We start from the raw sequence: 21933 nt of genomic DNA, 5'->3' as shown, positions 1-21933 counted from the left end.
GCTTCTTGAACATCTCGACGCCGGTTACCACCGTCTTTCTCGTCTCGCGGAAGCCCACGATCTCTACTTCTTCGCTCACCTTCACCTTGCCGCGCTCGATTCTTCCGGTTACGACCGTTCCGCGTCCCGAGATCGAGAAGATATCTTCAATCGGCATCAGGAACGGCTTATCGACATCGCGTGCCGGCAGCGGAACGTTCTTATCCACTGCTTCCATCAGCTCGTCGATCGTCTTCTCCCACTTGGCTTCGCCATTCAGCGCGCCAAGAGCGGATCCACGAACCACCGGCAGCGCATCTCCGGGAAACTGATACTTGCTGAGCAACTCGCGTACTTCAACTTCCACAAGATCAATCAGCTCAGCATCTTCCACCGCATCGCACTTGTTCAGAAACACCACAATGTAGGGCACTCCGACCTGACGCGCCAGCAGCACGTGTTCTTTGGTCTGCGGCATCGGACCATCGGTCGCTGCGACCACGAGAATCGCGCCGTCCATCTGCGCCGCGCCCGTAATCATGTTCTTGATGTAGTCGGCGTGGCCCGGGCAATCGACGTGCGCATAGTGCCGATTCGGCGTCTCGTATTCAACGTGCGCCGTCGCGATCGTGATACCGCGCTCGCGCTCTTCCGGCGCGTTGTCGATCGAATCAAACGAGCGGAACTGGATCTTCGGATTGTGCTTTGACAGCACCTTGGTGATCGCCGCTGTCAAAGTCGTCTTGCCATGATCGATATGCCCAATCGTCCCCACATTCACGTGCGGCTTGCTGCGATCAAATTTCTGTTTCGCCATTCTTTGCTCCTAGCTGCTTGTTTCTAGCTGCTGGTTGTTAACTCGTCTTACCGAACTATTTCGAAGCTGCGCTCTTTCCCTGCACCTTTGCGATGATCTCTTCGGAGATCGCGCGTGGTGCCTCCTCGTAGCGGTTGAAGTGCATTGAGTAGGTCGCACGGCCCTGCGTGTTCGAGCGCATCTGCGTCGCGTAGCCGAACATTTCGCTGAGCGGCACGTTGGCCTTGATCACCTGTGATCCGGCGCGGTGTTCCATGCCTTCGATGCGTCCGCGGCGCGAGTTCAGATCACCGATGATGGTACCCATGTACTCTTCGGGAACCACAACTTCTACTGACATCACCGGCTCGAGTAGCACCGGATGAGCCCGCTTTGCCGCATCTTTGAACGCCAGCGAACCGGCGATCTTGAAGGCCATTTCGTTCGAATCGACTTCGTGGTAGCTGCCGTCGTAGAGCGTTGCTTTCACGTCGACTACTTCGTAGCCGGCCAGTACACCGCCCTGCAGAGCTTCGCGAATGCCGTGATCAATCGGCTTGATGTATTCCTTGGGAACCACGCCGCCGACGATGTCGTTTTCGAACTCATAGCCTTTGCCCGGATTGGGCTCCAACTTAATCTTGGCGTGGCCGTAGTTGCCGGAACCACCGGTCTGGCGAATGAACTTGCCTTCACCTTCTGCAGCCTTGCGGATGGTCTCGCGATAGGCAACCTGAGGCTTGCCGACGTTGGCCTCGACCTTGTACTCGCGCATCATGCGGTCGACGATGATTTCGAGGTGCAGCTCGCCCATACCGCTGATGATTGTCTGTCCCGAATCGGGATCGGTGTGAACCTTGAAAGTGGGATCTTCCTGGGCCAGCTTATTGAGCGCCATGCCCATCTTTTCCTGGTCGCTCTTGGTCTTCGGTTCAACTGCGACCGAGATTACAGGCTGCGCGAACTCGATTGATTCGAGCCGAATCGAAGCCTTCTCAGAGCAAATCGTGTCGCCGGTGGTGACGTTCTTCAATCCAACACACGCGCAGATATCGCCAGCATAGATCTCGCTGATCTCTTCGCGCTTGTTGGCGTGCATCTTGAGCAGACGTCCAATGCGCTCGCTCCTGCCTCTGGTCGTGTTCAGAACGCTGTCGCCGGTCTTCAAATGTCCCGAGTAAACCCGGATGAACGTGAGTTGTCCGACGAACGGATCCGCCATGATCTTGAAGGCGAGTGCGGAAAATGGCTCGCTGTCTTCAGCTTTGCGGTGCAGCACCTTCTCCGGATGATCCGGGTCTGTACCTTCAGTAGGAGGAATGTCGAGAGGCGATGGCAGATAATCCACCACTGCATCGAGCAGCGTCTGTACGCCCTTATTCTTGAAAGCCGTTCCGCAGAGTACCGGGAAGAGCTTGAGTTCAATCACGCTGCGACGCAGCGATTTGCGCAATTCCTCGGCAGAAATCGTCTCTCCTTCGAGGAACTTGTGCAGCATCTCGTCATCGTTTTCGGCAACGCTCTCCACAAGCTGCGCGTGGAAGGCTTCCGCTTTCTTCCTCAGCTCGGCGGGGATCTCTTCGACTTCGTACTTCGCACCCATGGTTTCATCGCGCCAGTAGATCGCCTTCATGTTGACGAGATCGACTACACCTCTGAAATTCGCTTCTTGTCCGATGGGAATTTGAATCGCTACAGGGCGGGCATTAAGCCGTTTCCGGATGGTATCGACGGCATGCTCGAAATCAGCACCCATTTTGTCCATCTTATTAATGAAACAAATGCGCGGGACACCGTACTTATCGGCCTGGCGCCATACGGTTTCCGATTGCGGCTCAACCCCATGCACGGCGTCAAACACAGCGCATGCGCCGTCGAGAACGCGCAGCGAGCGCTCGACCTCGGCCGTAAAATCCACGTGGCCGGGCGTATCGATGATGTTGATGCGGATGTCGCGCCAGAAGCATGTGGTCGCGGCGGAGGTAATGGTGATGCCGCGCTCCTGCTCCTGCTCCATCCAATCCATGGTAGCGGTGCCTTCGTGCACTTCGCCGATACGGTGCGTGATGCCCGTATAAAAAAGGATGCGCTCAGTCGTAGTGGTCTTGCCGGCATCGATGTGGGCCATGATGCCGATGTTCCTGCAACGATCTAATGGGACCTGTCTGGGCACTGTATTCCTAAACTTTCTTGCTTCTTGCTCGTGTTCAATCTGTCATTCTCCTATTGGACCCAAAAACGCTTGGTAGCAATAGGGATTCCTCACTTCGTTCGGAATGACAACGGCTTACGTTCTTACCACCGGTAATGCGCGAAAGCTTTATTCGCCTCCGCCATGCGGTGAACATCTTCCTTCTTCTTAATCGCGGCGCCGCGACCATTGGCTGCGTCGAGCAACTCGTTTGTGAGCTTGTCGATCATTCCCTTTTCGCCACGAGCACGCCCATAGCTCACCAGCCAGCGAATCGCGAGCGAGGTGCGACGGTCGGGGTTCACTTCAACCGGAACCTGATAATTGGCGCCACCAACGCGACGAGTCTTTACTTCGAGCAGTGGCTTGCAGTTCTCGACCGCCTTCTTGAAGAGCTTCAGCGCTTCGTCTCCGCCCTTCTGCTCCAGGTTCTTCATCGACTGATAGAAGATCGACTGGGCGGTGCTCTTCTTGCCCTCGTACATCATCGAGTTCACGAACTTCGTCACGAGGGTCGAACCGTAGACCGGGTCGGTCGACGTTTCGCGCTTTGCTATGTGTCCTTTACGCGGCATCTGATTAAGTACCTTCTGCTCTAAGCTTTCTAGGCCTTTGGCCTCTTCGCTCCATATTTGGAGCGGCTCTGCTTGCGATTCGCTACGCCGACGGTATCGAGCGTTCCCCGCACGACGTGGTAACGCACGCCGGGGAGGTCTTTCACACGGCCGCCGCGAATTAGCACAATCGAGTGCTCCTGCAGGTTATGGCCGATGCCCGGAATATAGGTTGTGACCTCAATTCCGTTGGTCAGGCGCACGCGAGCAACTTTACGAAGCGCTGAGTTCGGCTTCTTGGGCGTCTGCGTGTAAACGCGGGTGCATACCCCACGCTTCTGCGGCGACTCCTGCAAGGCCGGACTAGCCGTCTTGTACTTGGGCTGGGTCCGCCCTCTGCGCACAAGCTGATTAAATGTGGGCAAATTCCACTCCTGAGGCGCACATGCGCCAAAGTCCCTCTCAGGGACAGTAATTTCCGGTTTTTAGGCTGACCACCGCCTGGCGGGGCCATACTCCCGCACATAAAAGTGCGAGGTTTGATCGTTCTAGGATTGAATGCCGACGGTGTCGCCAAGGCGATTACAGGCGATCCGTTTCGTCACTCCCGGCCTGCATATCCCTCTTGGGAGAGGGCAGCGCAGGCATCGTCAGCGAGGAAGCTGTTCCAGACACTCGGAAACAGTGGACTCGAACTAAAGCTCTACCGCTCTAGACGAACTAAACTGACTCGCAGAACCATACGAATATAACAAGCGGTTTGCACACGCGTCAAATGACGCTGGCGTGAGGCATCCATTTTGGCAACGTTGTCAATGCGGTCAGGGAGACAGACACCGAAACAAGGCGATAAATGAGGCAATCGTAACAACTGCCCAGACAATTTCGCCAATTGATAGTGACGGCCTCGTTGTGCACTTCATAACTAAACCCCTGAATCTGTGGCACAGGTGCCCCTTGCTTGGGTCAGCCATGAGCGGAGCCACAACTGAGGGCGGCTGTGCCACATGCCATAAAACTGCGGAGTTTAGGCAGACCAGCCTTGTTTGGCTGGTCTGCCAACCCCGCTAGCGACCTCCACCAGGTCCGCCTTGCGGTCTAGTAGGAGGGTCAACACCCTGATCCTCCTGCCGGAATATCTGTTGAGCTGGGGATTTCAACACATCGTTCGCAAAGAAAAACTTGCCGTCGGCAGGCACCATCATGACCTGAATCCGATCAGACAGCTTCTCGGCCACGATCTTATTGATCAACAAGGGATTCGCTTTGAGCGCCATAGCCTCGCCCTGCAAACGCTCTTTGTCCGCCGCCGCCACTACACGAATGCGATTGGCTTCGGCCGAAGCCAGCAACTGCTGCTTCACCTGTTCAGCTTTGCTGTCGATGATCTTGGCTTGAGCCTCGGCTTCGGCGTTCTGAATGGTAGCTTCTTTGCGCGCCTCAGCTTCGAGTTTGGTTTGCTGGATCTGCTTCTCCTTGAGTGGCAACGTGTACTGCATGGCATCGGCCTCAGCTTTGGCCTGTAACACACGGACTTGAGCGCCCGCCTCAGCCTGCTTCACTGTGCGAACCTTCTCGGCCTCCGCCTGATATTGGGCGATCTGTACCTGCTTCTTCTCGATCGACGTCTGCACGATTAGGCTTTCGTCTTCCTGTTCTTTCTCGATTAGTCCCTCAAGACCTTTGGCGTAGTCGGTTGGGAGAACGATGTCGCGCAGCATCACCTCATCAACTATGACGCCATCGCGTTTCAGCTTCGCAGTGATCTCCTCGCTTGCGCTCTTGCGAATGTCTTCGCGATGGATCGCGAAGACGTCACGAATTGTGTAGGTGGGCACGATCTCGCGAAAGACGGTCGCCACCACTGGGGGAACGACTTCAGTGTCGATGTCTACTGGGAGATTGTTGTGAATGTACGAAAGCTTCGCCGGATCCAGCTTGTAGCGAACCGTCACGGCCAGACCAATTTTCAGGCCTTCGCTCGCAGTTACGTTCAGCGTCTCGTGCCGCTTTGGCTTTTCAGTGAGTGATTCATCGACATTGCCGGTCGTCATCGTGTGTGTGCGCGTGTCATAGACCGCGAGAGTTTCGAAAGGAGACATCAGGTGGATACCGGGGTAAAGCGTTTCCCCTTCTATTCCTGAGATTTGACTCACGCGAATGCCAGCATGACCTGCTGGCACCACGTCGTAAATTGACGCCAGCAAGAACGCGATCAGCGCCACTGCACAAATGATTCCTGCAAGTCGAATTCGCAGTTTCAATTCTGGTTCGAGGAGTTTTTCTTGAGCGTTTTCGGCAGATTGAATACGCCGCCGAGCGCGCTGATAAACGTAAACGTCGTATCCGAGGACCGTCAGTGCGGCGAGCAACAGCGCGATTCCGGCGCAGACCAGAAGAACTTTCAGTAGCAGCATGGCCTCCTCCTTAAAGACGCAGACGAAGGGTTGAACATCGTGGTTGAACTGGATGATTCGATCCTTTGCAGGCCGAACCATGCACAGCAAGTTTCAAACTCTTTGCAGACCGGCACGCTCTCCGCGAAGCAGACTGGCCGACGCTTGTGGCTGGCCTGACTGCCTGGCCGACGCCTCATCGGCGCGCCGCACACCTTCGTGCATGGCGCGAATAATCAAACTGATGAGCCCTTCTCCGACGAACAGCGCCACCAGGACTGAACCTATAAAAGCGGCTGTTATCGCCATCATTCCTGTGAGTTCCAACATGGGACTACCTCCTTTGCTCATCCTTCTTACTGGTTATCGTTTACTGCCACTCCCCAACTGCGGCTCCATCCGAGTTGTCCTCTGCAGCCGGAAGCTCTCCAAAAATTCCGGCAACTTCTGCGTCGGGCTCCGTCTGAATTTCGACCTGATCTCCGACCTGGATCTCGGCGAAGAGCTCTTCCAAATCGGTACGGCGCATGCGAATGCAGCCATGGGAAGCAGCCTTGCCGATGGAGTCTTCCTGGTTCGTTCCGTGGATGCCGTAACCCTTCGTGCTCAGACCAATCCAGCGGGTTCCCAGGGGATTGTTCGCCCCTGGGGGGATTACTTTGCCGGGGTGGTAGTAGGTGGGCTTAACGAGTCGTGTCTTGACTTCGAATTTGCCGACTGGCGTGGGGCTCTGTTGGACACCCACTGCGACGGCATAAACCTTCTTAACCTTCCCACCCTCGACGAGGGCCAGCTTGCGGTGAGGAATGCTGACAACAACCTTCCGATGCGCCTCCGTAACCGGTGCAGCCTCAGAAGATTGCGACGGCGTCTGCGCACGCACCTCCTGAACCAAAAGTAGAACGATCAAAACCCACAGGTATCGAGCGATTGGCTTTTCTGCTGTCCTGAACTGCCCTTTCTTTCCCGACATCGGCTGCCTCCCGGTTACGCCAAAGAGAAATGCAGGTAGGCGACCGCCGGAGATTGGACAGTGGAATCAAATACTTACACCTCGGTCAAAGGCGCATGCTTGTGGAGAGGCTTACACGTTGTGGGGCTGCAGACACAGGTTTCCCATGGAGGTCCTCCTCTGTGCCAAAAAAGAAGAGCAAAGGATCGCCTGAATAACAATCCCTGGCGCGAACGAGCCATTCTTGTCAGCTCGACAACCCCATCAGTGGAATTTCCCTCAAAATGAGGCAGAGCAGAGTTGCTGGCGCGAGCTGACGCACGAATTCAACAGAATTCTTGGTTTCATAATGCGAGATCGCAAAAAGTTGCAGTACACTCTCCGCAGTACTTGGACTTTCCAGAGCGGCTCACCTTCGGAGTCGCCGCTGGAGGCCCAACGTAAGCTCCTCACAACAAGGTGCGTCCGTAGCAAGCAGGCGGACGGAAAAAGTAATCCCCCAACTGGAACCTGAAAGTAGAGGGCCCATGGTTTCTAAGTGCGCTAATCCTGCCTGCTCCACTCCATTCCATTACTTGCGTGAAGGGAAGATTTTCCGCGTTGAAGTCGAGGTAACCCCTCCTGGGGGGATCTCTGCATTGTCATCTCAGCCGAAGAATGAAATTCCTAACGGGAACAAGAATCCGTTTCTGGTGTCATCGCGCAAGCCGATGCTAAAGGCGGAGCACTTCTGGTTGTGTGGTCCTTGTTCGCAGTCGATGAGCCTTCTCTTCGACAAGGACAACGGCATTTCTGTAATTCCTAAATTCCGCGCACGCGCGGCTATTGCTTCGTAAGCAGTCCTGCCCAAAGAAAAAGCCCGCCTAGGCGGGCTTTTCCGTTCATGTTCACTTTGTTAAGCGATTCTTGTTATCACTCGGGTTGCTGAAGTGGAAGGATTGTATTTCCCGCTCATCGAGTTCATGCGAACGCGCATTAATTCGCCGAACATCCGCGTGCCGTCTCGAATGGGACTGATCTTGGAGCGATGGTCATGAGCCCACGAGACCGGCACCTCTGCTACTCGTAAGCCGTATCGCTGTGCCAGGAAAAGAATCTCGGGATCGAAGCCCCAGCGCTCGATTTTCATTTCGGGAAAGATGGTATTCACGGCGTTGCGGCTAAAGGCTTTGAAACCGCACTGGGTGTCAACATACGAGAGCCCCAGGATCATCCGTAGAGCAAAGTTGAAAGCTCGCCCTAGCATTCTCCGGTGTACAGGCTGCTTCCGTGTCTGAAGCTCACTCTGCAGATAACGCGACCCGATGGTTACATCCGCGGCACCGCTTTCAATTGGCGCAAAGAGCTTGGGCGTTTCCTCGATTGGTGAAGACAAATCGGCGTCTGTAAAGAGGAGAAAATCGCCCGATGCAGTCATCATTCCATGGCGGACGCTATACCCCTTGCCACGATTGCCGGGATTTTCGATCAGACGGATCATGGGATTGCGGCTCGCGAATTCTTTCACTACCGCGGCGGTTTCGTCGCGGGATCCATCGTTGACGACAATGATCTCCGCATCCCATCGCGATTCCGCAACGTATCGCTGCATCCGGTCCAAGCTCGTGCCAAGGCGCTCAGCCTCGTTATAAGCAGGGACAATGAAGCTGTAGCGCGGCGGTGCCATTCTGGTGCTATCCAGGAACAAACGATTTAGACGCTCAGGATTGTATGTCAGTTGCAAAACCGCATAAATATTAAGAAACGTAATCTCTCAAAAAACCGCTTAGCATCGCTGCAGGGATTGGGGACACGTCCGACCAACAGAGGGGTTTTCTTTGTCCCACAGCTCAAGCCGCGCGACGTTCAGACTCCAACATGTGGAAGAATTCGCGGACCAGTTCGAAGTCCCACAATCCACGTTTCGCTTCATGGATCATGGTGTCACGAGCCTGCACTTCCGACAAGGCGCCCTTGTAAGGACGTGCGGTTACAAGGGCATCGTAAACGTCCACTACCTGCAACACCCGCGCCAGGACGGGAATATTGTGACCCTCCAGGCCGTCCGGATATCCGGAGCCATTCCAATGTTCATGGTGATGGCGAATTATGGGCAACACTTTACGGAAGGACTTCAATGGCTGACAGATAGTCTCGCCATCTATCGGATGGCGCTTCATCACATCCCACTCGGCGGGGGTCAACTCAGTTCCCTTCTTTAGGATTTCATCCGGAACCTTGATTTTTCCAAGGTCATGGAGATACCCACCTCGTTCAAGCGCAATGACGTTTTCATGGTCAAAGTGCAGATGGCGTCCCAGTTCACCTGCATAGTGAGCAAGCCGGGAGCAGTGGTCTCCGGTATAGGGATCGCGGGCTTCGACACCGAGAGCGAGGGTGAAGAGAACAGCTTCGGCATTCTCTAACTCATCCGTAAAGTGCTTGAGTTTCAGCAGGCTTTTGACGCGCGCGTAGAGTTCTTCGGGGTAAAGCGGCTTCGATAGAAAATCGTCTGCACCTGCCTCGATGCCGCGGACGCGATCAGCCCGGTCGCTAAGCCCGGTAATCATGACTACGGGTATCAACCGCGTCGCGGGATCGTCCTTGAGTTCGCGGCACAGATCATAGCCAGACCTTCCCGGCATGATCACATCGAGCAGGATCAGGTCAGGTTTTTCGGCCTGGATGGCCTGTAAAGCTTCGTCAGCATCTGATGCGGTGGTGACGTGGTAGCCACGCGAAGTGAGAAGTTCGCGCACCAGCAGGAGCGTGTCCAGCTTATCGTCAACGACCAGAATTGTTTGAGTCTTGCGCCGTAAACTGACGTCCCGCGGGCCCTGGACCATGTGTGCCATTCACCAACGTGTGAGTCTGGCTTCGGACTTCCGAGTTGCACAACCGAAGCTTTTTGCGTGCATTACTATTGTGCCAGCACCGTCGCGCAATGAGTAAACGAAGTTACCTTAATTTCGACAGATGTTGCGCCACGATCCTCCTTCTTATTTCCACCAGCGTCAGTTTCGCCGCTAGATCCCATTCGATCACTTTCGGCCCATGGCTCAACGTCCACCTATTTGTCGGCTGTGATGCAGAGCGGGTGCAGCAGATGAAAATCCGCTCGCTAAACATTGACGGCCGCTCCCGCGAGTTCACAATCGGAATCCCGCACGACGTGACTGACCGGCTCTTCGTCGTCCGGCGAGTCTTTCGTATGAACGATGCTCTAACGTCGCATCCGGAGTGGAAATGGCAACGGGACGGCTGGGTCATGGTCGATCGCACGAGCGGACGCATCTCCAAACTTAACCTGCCGGACTTCGATCCTTTTTATTCAACGGTAAGCTGGTTTCGTGACTACGCCGCCTACTGTGGAGTCACTGACGGACCGAGGGTATATGCAGTCGTTGCACAGCTCGGACAGCGAAAGCCGGTATTGCGGACCTACATGGGCCCCGCTAAAGGCAGCGATCAACCCGACTCCGAGTGCGCACCTCCTACCTGGCAGAAACAGCCCATTCGCGTGAGCTTCGAGCAGATCGGCGGACAGAAGTCGAGCTACCTGATTCATGGACGTTCGAGCGAACCGGAGTTGGGTGATGAACCGGCGGAGCAGAAGGAAGCGGACAAGCAGTAGCCTGAAATCCCTGATTCATCCAATTCCCCGCTTCCGGGAAAGCAGCAGGCAATTTTTCCCGTGGAGAAAATTTGCTGTTCTAGAAGCCGAATGAATAGCCGCGATTTGGAGTTGGTCAGGGAATCGGTAGGGAAGCAGGGAAAGTCCTTATCATGAGCCTCGCTTGATATCTTCCCGACATTGCGTAAACCATATGGCCATTAATCTCCCAGCCCTACATGCCTTGCCAGGACGAGCACTGTCGGAACGGAAGCGCTAAACTTCAACCTATGGCACAGCCCACGTAAACCATGAACTCTCTCGCCGAATATCTCCACGAAGCTGAAGTCGCGCACGGCCATCTCTGCGCCGGCCAGGTGCTCGGAGTGCGCATGGCCATGGCTGGCCTTTCCCGGCTCGGGATTGAAGATCCGCGTGGTGCAGACCGGAAACGTCTGGTTACATACGTGGAGATCGATCGTTGCGCTACAGATGCAGTTATGGTCGTAACCGGCTGCCGTCTGGGAAAGCGCGCGCTCAAGTTTTTCGACTGGGGAAAGATGGCGGCGACCTTTGTCGATCTGCAAACTGGTCGCGCTTTACGCGTTTCCGCCAAGGAATCGTCCAAGGAAGCCGCTCGGCGGTTGCATCCGGAGATCGAGAACAAGAACCAACAGCAGATGTCGGCCTATCGCGAAATGCACGACGACGAGCTGTTTGAGTTTCAGAGCGTGCGGGTCCAAGTCAATCCCGAGGACTTGCCAGGCTACAAGGGTGAGCGCATCGTCTGCGCCAAGTGTGGAGAAGGGATTAACTTCCGGCGCGAGATCGTGATGGACGAGAAGACGCTATGCCGCGGTTGTGCGGGCGAGAAATACTACTCAGCTGTCGACAACCATTCCTAGCCGAACGGCTAGTCCCGGCCACTGAATCCAACCTCGCGCACAAGCATCTACATTCGCATGCCAGAACTGGAGTTTCTCGATTCGGCGGTTGCCGCGCACTCGCCCTTGGCTGCCTCCCCCAGCCGTCACGAGGATGTCTCGCTGCTGGATGTTTACTCGCGCGCTGTGACTTCGGCCGTCGAGACAGTTGGGCCCGCGGTGGTGCACATCGCGGTTCGCCAGCGCTCTGCCCAAAATTCGCGGCGAACTGCGCGCGAGGCTCAGGGTAGTGGCTCGGGCTTTATTTTTACGCCCGACGGCTTCGTCCTAACGAACAGCCACGTTGTGAACAGCGCGAATGAAATCATCGTCACATTCCCAGACGCTGAGACTTGTCATGCCACTCTTATCGGCGACGATCCTGATTCCGATCTCGCAGTGCTGCGCGTAGATGTTCCCGGACAGCTTCCATTTGCGGCGCTTGGCTCCCGCCAGCCGCTCGTGGTTGGTCAGGTGGCGATCGCAATTGGCAATCCCTTGGGATTCCAGCACACCGTCACCGCCGGAGTGGTCAGCGCGTTGGGCCGCAGTATGCGATCGCGCACCGGAAGGCTGATCGACAACGTCATCCAAACCGATGCGGCGCTGAATCCTGGAAACTCAGGCGGTCCGCTGATCAGTTCCCGGGCAGACGTCATCGGTGTGAACACGGCGACGATTATGGGCGCTCAAGGAATCTGTTTCGCCATCGGCGCGGACACGGCGCAATTTGTTGCCGTCCGCCTGATTCGTCACGGAAAGATTGAGCGCAGTTATATTGGCGTCGCCGGCCAGGATGTTCCCATCCACACCCGAATTGTTCGCCACTACGTACTGCCTGTCACCACCGGCGCGATGGTCATTTCTGTCGAACCAGGATCGCCGGCACAAAGCGCAGGATTGCGCGAACGCGACGTGATCCTGGAGTTCGCAAGCCGCTGCGTATCGGGCGTCGATGATCTGCATCGCTTGCTGACGGAGGCGATACCGGGCGAAGTTGGCACTTTGAAGGTGCTCCGCGGCACCGATCTGCTCAACATGTCAATCACGCCTCAACCGAGGACCTAGCGGCTCTTAATCTTCGGTCTTGGCACCATGACGGGAGCTCGGGCTATTTCGGTCAAGCAATACAATCTTGCCGACACAACCTATGAAGCTCCTCTTGCAGCGGCCGGCTTTACTCGTCTCGCTAATCCTGCTCGCCAATTTTGCTCTGCCTCAGACAGCACCGCGTCCGCGTGCTCGCGATGCGGGGGTGATCATCGGGGTGTTGTCGCCCGGACCGTTGAATTCCATCACGGATGTCGACGGCGTATCGGTGGGACACGCCACTCTCAATCGCGGAGACAATGTTCGCACCGGTGTGACTGCCATCCTGCCGCATGGAGGAAATCTGTTTCGGGAAAAAGTCCCAGGGGCAGTGTTCCTCGGTAATGCCTTCGGCAAGCTGGCTGGATCGACGCAGGTGAACGAATTGGGCGAGATTGAGACTCCAATCCTCTTGACCTGCACGTTGTGCGTGCCGCGAGCGGCTGACGCGCTGATCGACTACATGCTTGTGCTGCCAGGGAACGAGGACGTGCAATCGATAAATCCACTGGTAGGCGAGACCAACGATGGATACCTGAACGACATTCGCTCACGGCCGATCACACGCCAGGATGTCTTTGCGGCGATCAAGTCCGCGAGGGGTGGGCCGGTGGAAGAAGGTTCCGTCGGCGCCGGCACGGGCACGGTAGCTTTTGGATTCAAAGGAGGAATCGGCACTTCATCGCGCAAGCTGCCGGCGTCACTCGGCGGCTACACGGTCGGCGTTCTGGTGCAGACTAACTTCGGCGGCGTGCTCACGATTGCCGGCGCGCCGGTTGGTAAAGAGCTCGGACGCTATTACCTGCGGGATGAGGTTGAAGGCAAGCGTGTCTCACGCAACGACGAGTCGGTGCGCGATCGGGGCGACGGCTCCTGCATGATGGTGATCGCAACCGATGCGCCGCTAGACGCCCGCAACCTGAAGCGGCTCGCTTCCCGTGCCATTATGGGCCTGGCGCGCACGGGATCGTCGGGCAGCAATGGCAGCGGGGATTACGTGATTGCGTTCTCGACTGCGCCAGAGCTGCGAATCCGTTCTGGCGATTCCACTCGAGCACGGCAAGTGACGGTGCTCGGCAATGAAGCAATGTCGCCGCTCTTCGAGGCCGTCATCGAGGCTACGGAGGAAGCGATTATCAATTCTTTGTTCAAAGCGACCACGATCACTGGGCATGGGCATATCGTCGAGGCTTTGCCTTTGGATCAAACGATGAGGATCTTGCGGGAGCATCACATCGTGCGATGAATGTCTCGATTTGGAAATGTGCGATAAGCTTGAACACGGAGGGCACGGAGGACACTGCGGGAAAATCAAAGCCGGAATACAGACTGCATTGATTGAACGGATCTGACCAGTCTGGCTGAATGGAACAACTCTGCGCCGTGTTCCTGCGGTTTATTCCTCAGCGTCCTCCCCGCCCTCCATGTTCACACTTTTCGTAAGCCGAATAAATAAAAAAGGCAGCCATTCCTGGCTGCCTTTTTAACGGACTGGCTGTTTCTAGAAGGTGATCTTCGCGGCCAATTGCAGCACGCGGCCTACGTTGCCCTGGCCGCTGATGCTGGCTGCGGACGGTAGTCCGAATGTATTCGCTCCGGCGACGGCCAACGTTTGCGGTACTAGACAAGTTGATGTGGTAGTTCCGCAAGCGGTTGTGCTGGTGGCGTACAACGTGTTCTTCGCCGATGTGATGTTTTGGTGGTTGAACAGGTTGAACGCTTCTGCGATTAACTGCAGTTTGGCGCGCTCGGTGATGTTTACATTGCGCGTGATGCGGGGATCGACGGTGTAGATCGCAGGCAGCCGGAACTGATTGCGACTCGTTCCCGGGGCACGCTCGTTACGGCTGTTGAGATCGTTGTTCAAATCTGAACTGACAAGTGCCGTATAAGGCTGGCCGCTCTGGGCGTTGAAGACACCTGCCAGTTCCCACCCGCCTGCGATCGCGCGGACGTCCCGCGGCATGTTGCGGGTGTAGCTGTCGAGCTGCCACACGCCGCTGAACACGAAGCGGTTGCGCACGTCATTGTCACCGGAGGCGCGATCGAGCGCGATGTGCAGCGGATCGAAGACCATCTTGGCGTCGTCGGTGCCGGGAACGACTGCGGTTGCATCCGGACGGTCATCGATCACATGGCTCCAGGTGTATGAAGCGAGCACCTGGAAGTTGTGGGAGAAGCGCTTGTTGCCTTCGAAGGTCAGCCCGTTGTAGGTCGAGCTGGCGTTGCTCTCGAATTCGAAGATGCGGCTAAACGCAGGAATCAGACGAGCGGTTGGGTACTTGCTGTAAGTGAACGTCGTTCCAGGCTGGCCGGCAACAATCGCGGTGGTCGGCGTGGGGGAATTGACGATGTTGATGTCACGAGTGCGCTGCAGGTGAACGCCGTGCACGCCGGTGTACGCGACGGTCACAGAGGTGTCAGCAGCGACCTGATATTCGATCGCTGTGTTGTACTGCTCGACATAAGGCTGCTGATAGTTGCTCGCAAACAGCAGAATGGAGGGAGGCGCTGAAGGGAAGCCTGCGGGAGGTGCGCATCCCGCGCTGGCCTGCGGAGCTCCGCAAAGCGTGTTGGGGTACGAAACAGGAAGCGCAGCTCCTCCGTTGGTGTTGAAGCTGAGAGTCTGGACGTTGATTCCGTTATTGGAAAGCGCCGTGCCATACATAATCGACGGCGTGTTGCCGTAGAAGATGCCGTAGCCGCCACGCACTACCATCTGCTTGCCACTTAGCGGCTGCCAGGCGAAGCCAACGCGCGGAGCGATGTTGTTGTTATCAGTGGCAATTTTCGCCGTGTTGAGCCCGGCTGCGAAAGCCGCGGCATTCTGTACCGTGGGCTGCTTGACCGTCTCGCGGTCATAGCGAATTCCAAGGTTCAGCGTGAGGCTGTTGCTTAGGCGATAGTCGTCCTGAACGAAGTATGCCTGCTGCAGCTTGTCCGGATGCGTCGTCGCTCCCGTAGTTCCCGTTCCGGGAAAGGCCTCGAGAAAGCTGTTGCCTGCGGTTCTTACCGGCTGGCCGAGCAGACTGTTTCCAAAATCGTCGAGCGTGTTAAAGGTATAGGCCCCGGAGAAGTTTCCGGGGAAGAAATTGAGGATTTTGTCGACCAGGGCGTCGGCTCCGAACTTAAACGAGTGACGTCCGAGGATGTAAGAGACCGTATCGCCGTACTGCTGACGATGGATGGTCGTCTCACGCGGGCTAAAGGAGTTGCGTCCGACAAAGACCTGCTGTCCGGAGAATTTTACGAGAGCTTCGGGATTGTTGCTGTTTGCCTGCCCAGGCTCGCTGTCCCGCTGATAGCTGAACTTCGCAACGTTGATGATGGTGGGGCGCAGCGTGGTCGTGAGCTGCGTGTTGAAGCTGTCGCTGTTCACCAGCGCAGCGCCGGTGTGTTCGAAGGAGCTGGTGGGGCCGCTGTTCTCGAGTCCCTGTCCGGTGAAGCGCTGCGCGTTGTAGCGGGCGGAGAGTTGGTTGCGGTCAGTGATGTTCCAATCGCCCTTGCCCAGATAGACATTCTGGTTGAAGGTGCGGTTGTAGTTATTGATGCGCGATGACAAGTAGTTCACCGCAGCGGTCTGGGCGGCGCCGACCGGCGTAGGCACAGTTATCAGAACGGGATTGCCGGTGAGATTGCGCTGTCCATCGTAGTCGAAGAAGAAGAACAGCTTGTCTTTCTTCACCGGACCGCCGACGTTGCCGCCGAACTGGTTGAAGTGGTATCCAGGCTTAAGCGGCAACGCCTTGCCAGCGCCTTGAGCAAATGCGCGCTGCAAGCTGTAGATCGGATCATTGGCGTTCAGTCCACGATCGCGGAAGAACTCGAATGCCGTGCCGTGAAGCGAGTTCGTTCCCGATTTGGTAACCACGTTGATGACTGCCCCGCCTGCGCGCCCAAGTTCAGCCGAGTAGCCGTTGGTATTTACCTGGAACTCCTGGACCGCATCTTCGCTGAACTGATAGGGAGCGCGGCCGGAACCGGTGCGTCCGAGGGTCTGTCCGAAGAAGTTGTTGTTGTTGTCGGTCCCGTCGACGGTCAGCGAGTTCAACGTGCCGCGTTGTCCGGCAAAGCTGAGATCGCCGCCGCGCACGTCGCGCACCACGCCGGGCGTGAGCAGAGTGAAGTCGAGGAAGTTGCGGCCATTGGTGGGCAAGTTCGCAATCTGGCGATCGCCTACCGTGTCGCTCATGCTGCTGCGCGTGGTCTCAACCACCGGGGCTTCCGCGGAGACCTGCACGGTCTCATTCCCTGCGGATACGGGCAGCGTCATCTTGAGATCGATTTTCGCGCCGATCGTCACTTGCACGTCCTGTTTGAAGACGCCGAATCCGCTGTGCGTCGCCTGAATCCGGTACGGGCCAACTGGCAGCAGCGGGAAGGCGAACAATCCATCAGAGTTGGTATTGATGGTGAAGCTCTCGCCGGTGGCGGTGTTGCTAGCGGTTACTTTGCTATCGGTGATGACAGCGCCGGAAGTATCGCTGACTGTCCCGGAGACAGAGCCCCGACCCGCCTGCGCGAAGGCTCCGGAAACGAGCGCGACGCAAAGCGCAAAGAGAGCGAATACTTGGAACATCTTGCTGGCCTTGGCCGAATTTCGATCGCAGCTTTGTGAAGACGACATAATTCTCTGACTCCTGTTTTTCTTTCGATTGGCAAATCTCACAGGATAGCGAGAGCGATGGCTATCGCGCTCTACATCCGATCCTGTCGTGGTCGGGCAAAGTGTTACACAGCAAGAAGAACAAACTGTGAACAGCGACTGAAGAATCTGTTACGGATCGCGTTGTGCTGGTGCGAACAGTCCAGTCCCGACAACGCGGGATGAAAATTCAGAGTTGCTGTGAAAGGATAGCGCACCTTTCGTACTGGCAGGGTAGTGCTTTCGTCTGAGAAGGCCATGAGGAAGGGCCTACAAAATCCCCTCAGGTGCATGCTCGTCGGCGCGAATTAGGGCTCAGCTCCGCACTCGATAAAAAGCAAAGGGCAGCCATTTGGCTGCCCTCTTAGTCAGTTGTGATCCGATCAGAACGTCAAACGCACAGCCAATTGCACTTGCCGTGGCGTGTAAGCAAAGTTGCTGTTGGCGTTCGTGATTTGTCCGAAAGAGTTGTTGAAGTTAAGCACTGCTATCCCGTTCGTGGTCACGTTACAAGTTCCAGTAGCACCTGGGTTCAGCTGGCAAGCAGTTGAATATCCGAGCGTGTTTTGGTTAGTTGGATTGAAGTGATTAAACAGGTTGAATGCCTCACCAATAAACTCGGCTCCATAACGATCATGCCAAGTGAAGCGCTTGGAAAGGCGCAGATCCATTACTTGAGTGTTCTGGATGCGGAAGCTGTTGCGTTGGAAATTCGCCAGGCTCCTTCTTCCCGCTGAACCATTAATTCCAGCTCCTCCACTGAAGGTCGGAAAGCCGTTTGGGGGATTGCCTGATGTGGTCAACGAATACGGCAATCCATTTTGTTCCTGGAACACCGGAGCCAGCTCCCAACCATTTACCAGGAATCCCTTCCAGCCATCCGCCTTCCACGGCGAATCTAGAACGGCACTGAATATGAAGCGATTTGGCACGTCATAGATCGAGTTGCCCTTTTCGAGTTTGAGGTTGAACGGATCGAGCAGGTCATTCGTGTCGGTAAAGGTGGCCTCGTTCTGCACGTAGTCGATAGCGTGAGCCCAAGTGTAATTGGCGTTGAACTGAATGTTGTGCGACAACCTGTGGTTCAACTGCACAGCCAGAGCTTGGTAGTTCGAGTTGATCCCGCTGAAAATGTCTGTCAGCGCGCCAAAGCTCGTATTGACACGATTGCTGTAAAGAGGAGTCGTGATCGTCTGTCCGGCGAGTGGTCCGCCGTTTACGAGATAACTGATGTTCTGGGTCGACGGCTTGATATTTGTATCAACGAATCCGGGTAATTGACGCCCATAGCTGCCCAGGTAGCTGATCGATACCACAGTGTCCCAACCGAAATCCTGCTGGAAGGTGAGGTCTGTCTCATGGATTTGTGGAAGCTGGAAGTTCGGGTCAAAGAATTGCACGGCGGGAGCAGCGCCCACAGCACCCGGTAGCACAGAGGAGTCGTTTGCGGGCGGAGGAATAACCTGTGGGAAATTCGGGGCTCCCGCAGTGGTTGCACTGAACGAATAGGATGCCTGGCCAGCAGGCATACCCGTATTGATCAAGGTGTTGTAGATCGTCGAGTTGATCACGCGACCGAAGAAGATGCCGTATCCCCCTCGCAAAACCTGCTTTCCGGTGCCACGAACATCCCAGGCAAAACCAAGACGCGGAGCAAAGTTGTTCTTATCGTCAGGCATGCGGCCGGTTTGCGGTATGGCCGGATTCACGAGATTGGAGAAGGGCGAGGGCAGCACCTCATAGTCCCAACGCAACCCGAGATTGAGCGTTAACCTCGGATTGAACTTCCAGTCATCCTGAGCGAACACCCCGATATCGTGGGTGTTGAATTGAAAACCCAGAGGTCCAAACGCCTGCTGGTAGCTGGAATAGCACGGCACCCTCACGGTATTGCCGCTTACAGTTGCAGTGCACCTGCTGGGAGTAACCAGGTCAGACACATAGTTTCCGAAATTCGAATAGGTAAATGATCCGAACTGGAAGCGCAGGTTTTGGCTTAGGTCATTGGTGTAGAGGTAATCACCGCCAAACTTGAAGCTGTGGTTTCCGTGAGTCCAGGAAACGGTATCTGCAACTTGCTGCCGCCGCTCATCAGGGAATGCAGGCCGGGTGAGAAAACTTTGTGTTCCGATATCAAATGATCCACCCGCACTGCCAAAGTTAAAGAACAGGTCGGGTGTAAGCCCGAAGGGGTTCGTGTAAGTTCCTGTTTTGGTAAGGTGTGCTTGCTCATATGCGGTGGGCGGTTGTGGGAACTGAAATTCGAAGTCGCGTCCGTATTGGTACCGAGCCTCATTTGCAATGTTGTTTGTAACAAATGTGCTCAGCTTGGCGATGCCCCAGGTGTCGCGCACGTAGTCGCTACCAAAACTGGCAATACCGAGAGCGTTGCTCGACTGAGTCTGAATGCCCTGCGGAGACGTCCAACGCATGCGGTTTACCTCGAATGAAGCGTGGTTCCGCTCGCTGATATTCCAATCGATTTTGGGCAGGAAAATGGTTTGATCGCCGGTGCGCGGAACCGGTCCAAGCTCCGACAGCAGATCATTAAGCGCCGTGTTGTAGCTGTTAAGAGCGCTGGCATAAGTGGCGCCCAGGTTGTTCGCGACGGTGCAAACGTTCTTCGTAGCTTGGCTGTTGGCAGAAGCACTCGCGCACTGCGAAGGGGTCTGTCCTGCCGGCTGAGTGGCTGCCGGCGCAGCGAAGAAAGCCGCTGGACTTGGAATGGCGGCTAGTCCAGGAAAGTTACGGCGATACTGATCATAGGTAAAGAAAAAGAAGAGCTTGTCTTTTATGATTGGGCCACCAACTCCGAATCCCCACATCTTGCGCCAGTCTTTTGGCTTGATCACACTGGTGCTAAATACCCCGGGCGAAGTCTGAGTGGTTAACGTAGTAAACGGGTTCTTTGCTCCCCAGTTGTTATCTCGATCGTAAAAGTATGCTTCCCCGTGTAAGGAATTCGTACCGCTCTTTGTGACGGTGTTGATCACGGCACCGGCCGCGCGGCCATATTCAGACGAGTAGTTCGAAGTGTTGATCTGGAATTCCTGTACGGCAACTTTTGGTGACGAGTAGCCAGCGCGAGTGCGTCCCCTTTCTTCGGAGAAGAACGCTTGATTGTTGTCGGCACCATCGATCGTGTTGTTATTCAGCAGCGTGCTAATACCACGAACGCTGATCAGGCCGAAGCCGCTTCCGTTGTTGAGAACTGTCGGAGTAAGCAGAGCGAAGTTCGACCACCGTCCACCGTTAATGGGCAGGTTCGAGATCTGGGTTTGATCGACGATCGGAGCGAAATCAGCCGATGTAGTGTTGATCTGGGGAGTCTCAGCCGTCACGCTCACGGTTTCTGCACTGCCGGCCACACCTAAGCGCGGCGAGACATCCGTCAAACTTCCAACCTGAACAATTACGTTTTCCGCTTTATAGGGAGCGAAGCCTTGAGAGGTGACGGTCACGGTGTAGTTTGCGGGAGGCAATTGCCGCACACGGAAATAGCCTGAAGAATCGGTCGTGACTCTCTGCTCGGCGTTGGTTCCGTTATTGTGCACCACAACCGCAGCGTTGGGCACGACTGCACCGGCAGCGTCGTAAACGGTGCCGCCGATGGCTCCTTCAGTGGTTGATTGCGCCAATGCAATGGCAGAGAGCATGGCGCCAATCGCAAGTACGGACAGCACAGAAAGCAAGCGGCGAAAATGACCCGAGCTGCGCTCCAGGGTCAGATTGCGGAATGTGGACATATTTGGCTCCTCAAAATGACAACAATTTTCCAGAACTCGAACTAGGGCTCACCACTATGCACGCGCTTTTGCAGCGGTGATCGCGGACCACAAGTCCTGAACTTTGGGAACGGGGAAATCTATCACCAGTGATGGAGAGTTTTCCATACCGCGCTTTTACATACTGTGAAATTCGCGATACAAGAGAGATGTTTCATCCCCTGATTTTCACAGTCCGCTACAGATTTTCGTAGATCACGGTCAGATGACTATTCAAATCTATATTTTAAGGATGGGGCTGTGCCGCCGTCCCTTCCCTTCTCGTTCGCAAATTGCACGGCGTTTTCCAACTCCCGTATAGTCGGAGGTTAATTTTTCAAATCAATGGCAAAAGACATTCCTATCGCTACCCGGGCTGAGGTGAGCCAGGTTGTTGAGCACAAGCACACTCTCGCGGCTCTGAGCCCGGAACTTCCGCCTGTTCTGGCGACACCGTGGATGATTGGGTGGATGGAATATGCCTGCTACCAGGCGCAGAAACCTTATTGTGAAGACGGCGAGAGCACGGTTGGAACTGCGATTCACGTTGACCATCGCGCTCCGACGCCCATCGGGCAAAAGGTGATCGCAGAGGCTGTGCTCGAGAGAATCGATGGCCGCTTCTTTATTTATCGTGTGACCGCACGTAACGAACAGCAGCCGATTGGATCGGGCACAGTGCATCGGGCGGTGGTAAACGTGAGGAAGTTTATGGAGAAGACGAAACAATCGGGTGATCGGGTGAAGTGAGAATTGGGCTGTCGGCTTTCGGCTTTCGGCCAGCAAAGCTTTTTGGTGAAGCAACGAAAGATTTCCTGACAGAACGCCGAGAGCCGAATGCCGACAGCGTTTTTTACTTCACCCCATTCTTTATCACTCGCTTACCATTCAGGAGGATTCGATGAGCACTACGGTTACTCTTCCCGACCTCAGTTATCCCATCGGAAAATTAACCTACACTGCGCCGATGACGAAGCAGCAACGCGCTGCGGCGATCGATATTATTGAAGAAGTTCCGGCCAGAATGCGGGATGCGCTCCGCGGACTCTCAC

The 21933-nt window shown here is 55.6% G+C and carries 17 protein-coding genes; 6 read left to right on the top strand and 11 right to left on the bottom strand.

Annotation, left to right across the window (positions count from 1 at the left end):
• The 7 genes from tuf to DMG62_23120 all read right to left on the bottom strand — a co-directional run.
• Nucleotides 1-796, bottom strand: a 796-nt coding sequence (gene tuf / locus DMG62_23150; protein ID PYY20575.1) for an elongation factor Tu, incomplete at its 3' end; no start/stop codon positions are given.
• A gap of 55 nt (nt 797-851) precedes the next feature.
• Nucleotides 852-2948, bottom strand: coding sequence for an elongation factor G (fusA, locus tag DMG62_23145; GenBank protein ID PYY20574.1), 2097 nt, complete (start codon nt 2946-2948; stop codon nt 852-854).
• A 122-nt stretch (nt 2949-3070) separates the two neighbouring features.
• Nucleotides 3071-3541 carry a 30S ribosomal protein S7 gene (locus tag DMG62_23140; GenBank protein ID PYY20573.1) on the bottom strand — a complete coding sequence of 157 codons (471 nt, stop codon included), beginning with the start codon at nt 3539-3541 and terminating at the stop codon, nt 3071-3073.
• A 29-nt stretch (nt 3542-3570) separates the two neighbouring features.
• On the bottom strand, nt 3571-3945 hold the full coding sequence (locus tag DMG62_23135; GenBank protein ID PYY20572.1) for a 30S ribosomal protein S12: 375 nt from the start codon (nt 3943-3945) through the stop codon (nt 3571-3573).
• Nucleotides 3946-4587: 642 nt separating this feature from the next.
• Nucleotides 4588-6018, bottom strand: coding sequence for a hypothetical protein (locus DMG62_23130; GenBank protein ID PYY20571.1), 1431 nt, complete (start codon nt 6016-6018; stop codon nt 4588-4590).
• Between the two features lie 12 nt (nt 6019-6030).
• The gene (locus DMG62_23125; GenBank protein ID PYY20570.1) at nt 6031-6246 is read right to left on the bottom strand and encodes a hypothetical protein; all 216 of its coding nucleotides are present in this window, start codon (nt 6244-6246) and stop codon (nt 6031-6033) included.
• Nucleotides 6247-6286: 40 nt separating this feature from the next.
• Nucleotides 6287-6889, bottom strand: a complete 603-nt coding sequence (locus DMG62_23120) for a L,D-transpeptidase (GenBank protein ID PYY20569.1) — start codon at nt 6887-6889, stop codon at nt 6287-6289.
• 506 nt (nt 6890-7395) lie between these two features.
• Between DMG62_23120 and DMG62_23115 the strand changes: the two genes are divergently transcribed.
• Complete coding sequence (locus DMG62_23115) at nt 7396-7704, top strand: hypothetical protein (GenBank protein PYY20568.1); 309 nt, start codon at nt 7396-7398, stop codon at nt 7702-7704.
• Nucleotides 7705-7763: 59 nt separating this feature from the next.
• Here DMG62_23115 and DMG62_23110 read toward each other — a convergent pair whose 3' ends face one another.
• Nucleotides 7764-8534 (bottom strand): glycosyl transferase, encoded by a 771-nt coding sequence (locus DMG62_23110; protein ID PYY20567.1) that lies wholly within the window; start codon nt 8532-8534, stop codon nt 7764-7766.
• 163 nt (nt 8535-8697) lie between these two features.
• Entirely contained in the window at nt 8698-9702 is a 1005-nt protein-coding gene (locus DMG62_23105) for a metal-dependent phosphohydrolase (GenBank protein PYY20566.1), read from the bottom strand.
• Nucleotides 9703-9944: 242 nt separating this feature from the next.
• On the opposite strand from DMG62_23105, the gene DMG62_23100 reads away from it, so the two are divergent.
• From DMG62_23100 to DMG62_23085, 4 genes are all read left to right on the top strand, one after another.
• Complete coding sequence (locus DMG62_23100) at nt 9945-10481, top strand: hypothetical protein (protein PYY20565.1); 537 nt, start codon at nt 9945-9947, stop codon at nt 10479-10481.
• A gap of 290 nt (nt 10482-10771) precedes the next feature.
• The gene (locus DMG62_23095; GenBank protein ID PYY20564.1) at nt 10772-11365 is read left to right on the top strand and encodes a formylmethanofuran dehydrogenase; all 594 of its coding nucleotides are present in this window, start codon (nt 10772-10774) and stop codon (nt 11363-11365) included.
• Between the two features lie 57 nt (nt 11366-11422).
• Nucleotides 11423-12451 carry a serine protease gene (locus tag DMG62_23090; GenBank protein ID PYY20563.1) on the top strand — a complete coding sequence of 343 codons (1029 nt, stop codon included), beginning with the start codon at nt 11423-11425 and terminating at the stop codon, nt 12449-12451.
• A gap of 82 nt (nt 12452-12533) precedes the next feature.
• Nucleotides 12534-13718, top strand: coding sequence for an aminopeptidase (locus DMG62_23085; GenBank protein PYY20562.1), 1185 nt, complete (start codon nt 12534-12536; stop codon nt 13716-13718).
• Nucleotides 13719-13973: 255 nt separating this feature from the next.
• On the opposite strand, the gene DMG62_23080 is transcribed toward DMG62_23085, so the two are convergent.
• Both DMG62_23080 and DMG62_23075 read right to left on the bottom strand, forming a co-directional pair.
• A complete protein-coding gene (locus tag DMG62_23080; GenBank protein ID PYY20561.1) occupies nt 13974-17099 on the bottom strand; it encodes a hypothetical protein in 3126 nt (1041 codons plus the stop codon).
• 401 nt (nt 17100-17500) lie between these two features.
• Nucleotides 17501-20863, bottom strand: coding sequence for a hypothetical protein (locus DMG62_23075; protein ID PYY20560.1), 3363 nt, complete (start codon nt 20861-20863; stop codon nt 17501-17503).
• 363 nt (nt 20864-21226) lie between these two features.
• On the opposite strand from DMG62_23075, the gene DMG62_23070 reads away from it, so the two are divergent.
• Nucleotides 21227-21631 (top strand): thioesterase, encoded by a 405-nt coding sequence (locus DMG62_23070; GenBank protein ID PYY20559.1) that lies wholly within the window; start codon nt 21227-21229, stop codon nt 21629-21631.
• Nucleotides 21632-21933: the final 302 nt, after the last annotated feature.

This window comes from Acidobacteriota bacterium, from assembly GCA_003225175.1.
Classification (GTDB): Bacteria; Acidobacteriota; Terriglobia; order Terriglobales; family Acidobacteriaceae; genus Gp1-AA112.
The sequence above is the reverse complement of the archived record's forward strand: the minus strand, read 5'-3'. Positions and strand labels throughout refer to the sequence as shown.

Excerpts from the sequence above, each read along its gene's own strand:
- DMG62_23140 (PYY20573.1), bottom strand. The coding sequence starts at position 3,541 with ATGCCGCGTAAAGGACACATAGCAAAGCGCGAAACGTCGACCGACCCG.
- DMG62_23130 (PYY20571.1), bottom strand. The coding sequence starts at position 6,018 with ATGGTTCGGCCTGCAAAGGATCGAATCATCCAGTTCAACCACGATGTT.
- DMG62_23125 (PYY20570.1), bottom strand. The coding sequence starts at position 6,246 with ATGTTGGAACTCACAGGAATGATGGCGATAACAGCCGCTTTTATAGGT.
- DMG62_23120 (PYY20569.1), bottom strand. The coding sequence starts at position 6,889 with ATGTCGGGAAAGAAAGGGCAGTTCAGGACAGCAGAAAAGCCAATCGCT.
- DMG62_23115 (PYY20568.1), top strand. The coding sequence starts at position 7,396 with ATGGTTTCTAAGTGCGCTAATCCTGCCTGCTCCACTCCATTCCATTAC.
- DMG62_23110 (PYY20567.1), bottom strand. The coding sequence starts at position 8,534 with ATGGCACCGCCGCGCTACAGCTTCATTGTCCCTGCTTATAACGAGGCT.
- DMG62_23105 (PYY20566.1), bottom strand. The coding sequence starts at position 9,702 with ATGGCACACATGGTCCAGGGCCCGCGGGACGTCAGTTTACGGCGCAAG.
- DMG62_23095 (PYY20564.1), top strand. The coding sequence starts at position 10,772 with ATGAACTCTCTCGCCGAATATCTCCACGAAGCTGAAGTCGCGCACGGC.
- DMG62_23090 (PYY20563.1), top strand. The coding sequence starts at position 11,423 with ATGCCAGAACTGGAGTTTCTCGATTCGGCGGTTGCCGCGCACTCGCCC.
- DMG62_23085 (PYY20562.1), top strand. The coding sequence starts at position 12,534 with ATGAAGCTCCTCTTGCAGCGGCCGGCTTTACTCGTCTCGCTAATCCTG.
- DMG62_23080 (PYY20561.1), bottom strand. The coding sequence starts at position 17,099 with ATGTCGTCTTCACAAAGCTGCGATCGAAATTCGGCCAAGGCCAGCAAG.
- DMG62_23075 (PYY20560.1), bottom strand. The coding sequence starts at position 20,863 with ATGTCCACATTCCGCAATCTGACCCTGGAGCGCAGCTCGGGTCATTTT.
- DMG62_23070 (PYY20559.1), top strand. The coding sequence starts at position 21,227 with ATGGCAAAAGACATTCCTATCGCTACCCGGGCTGAGGTGAGCCAGGTT.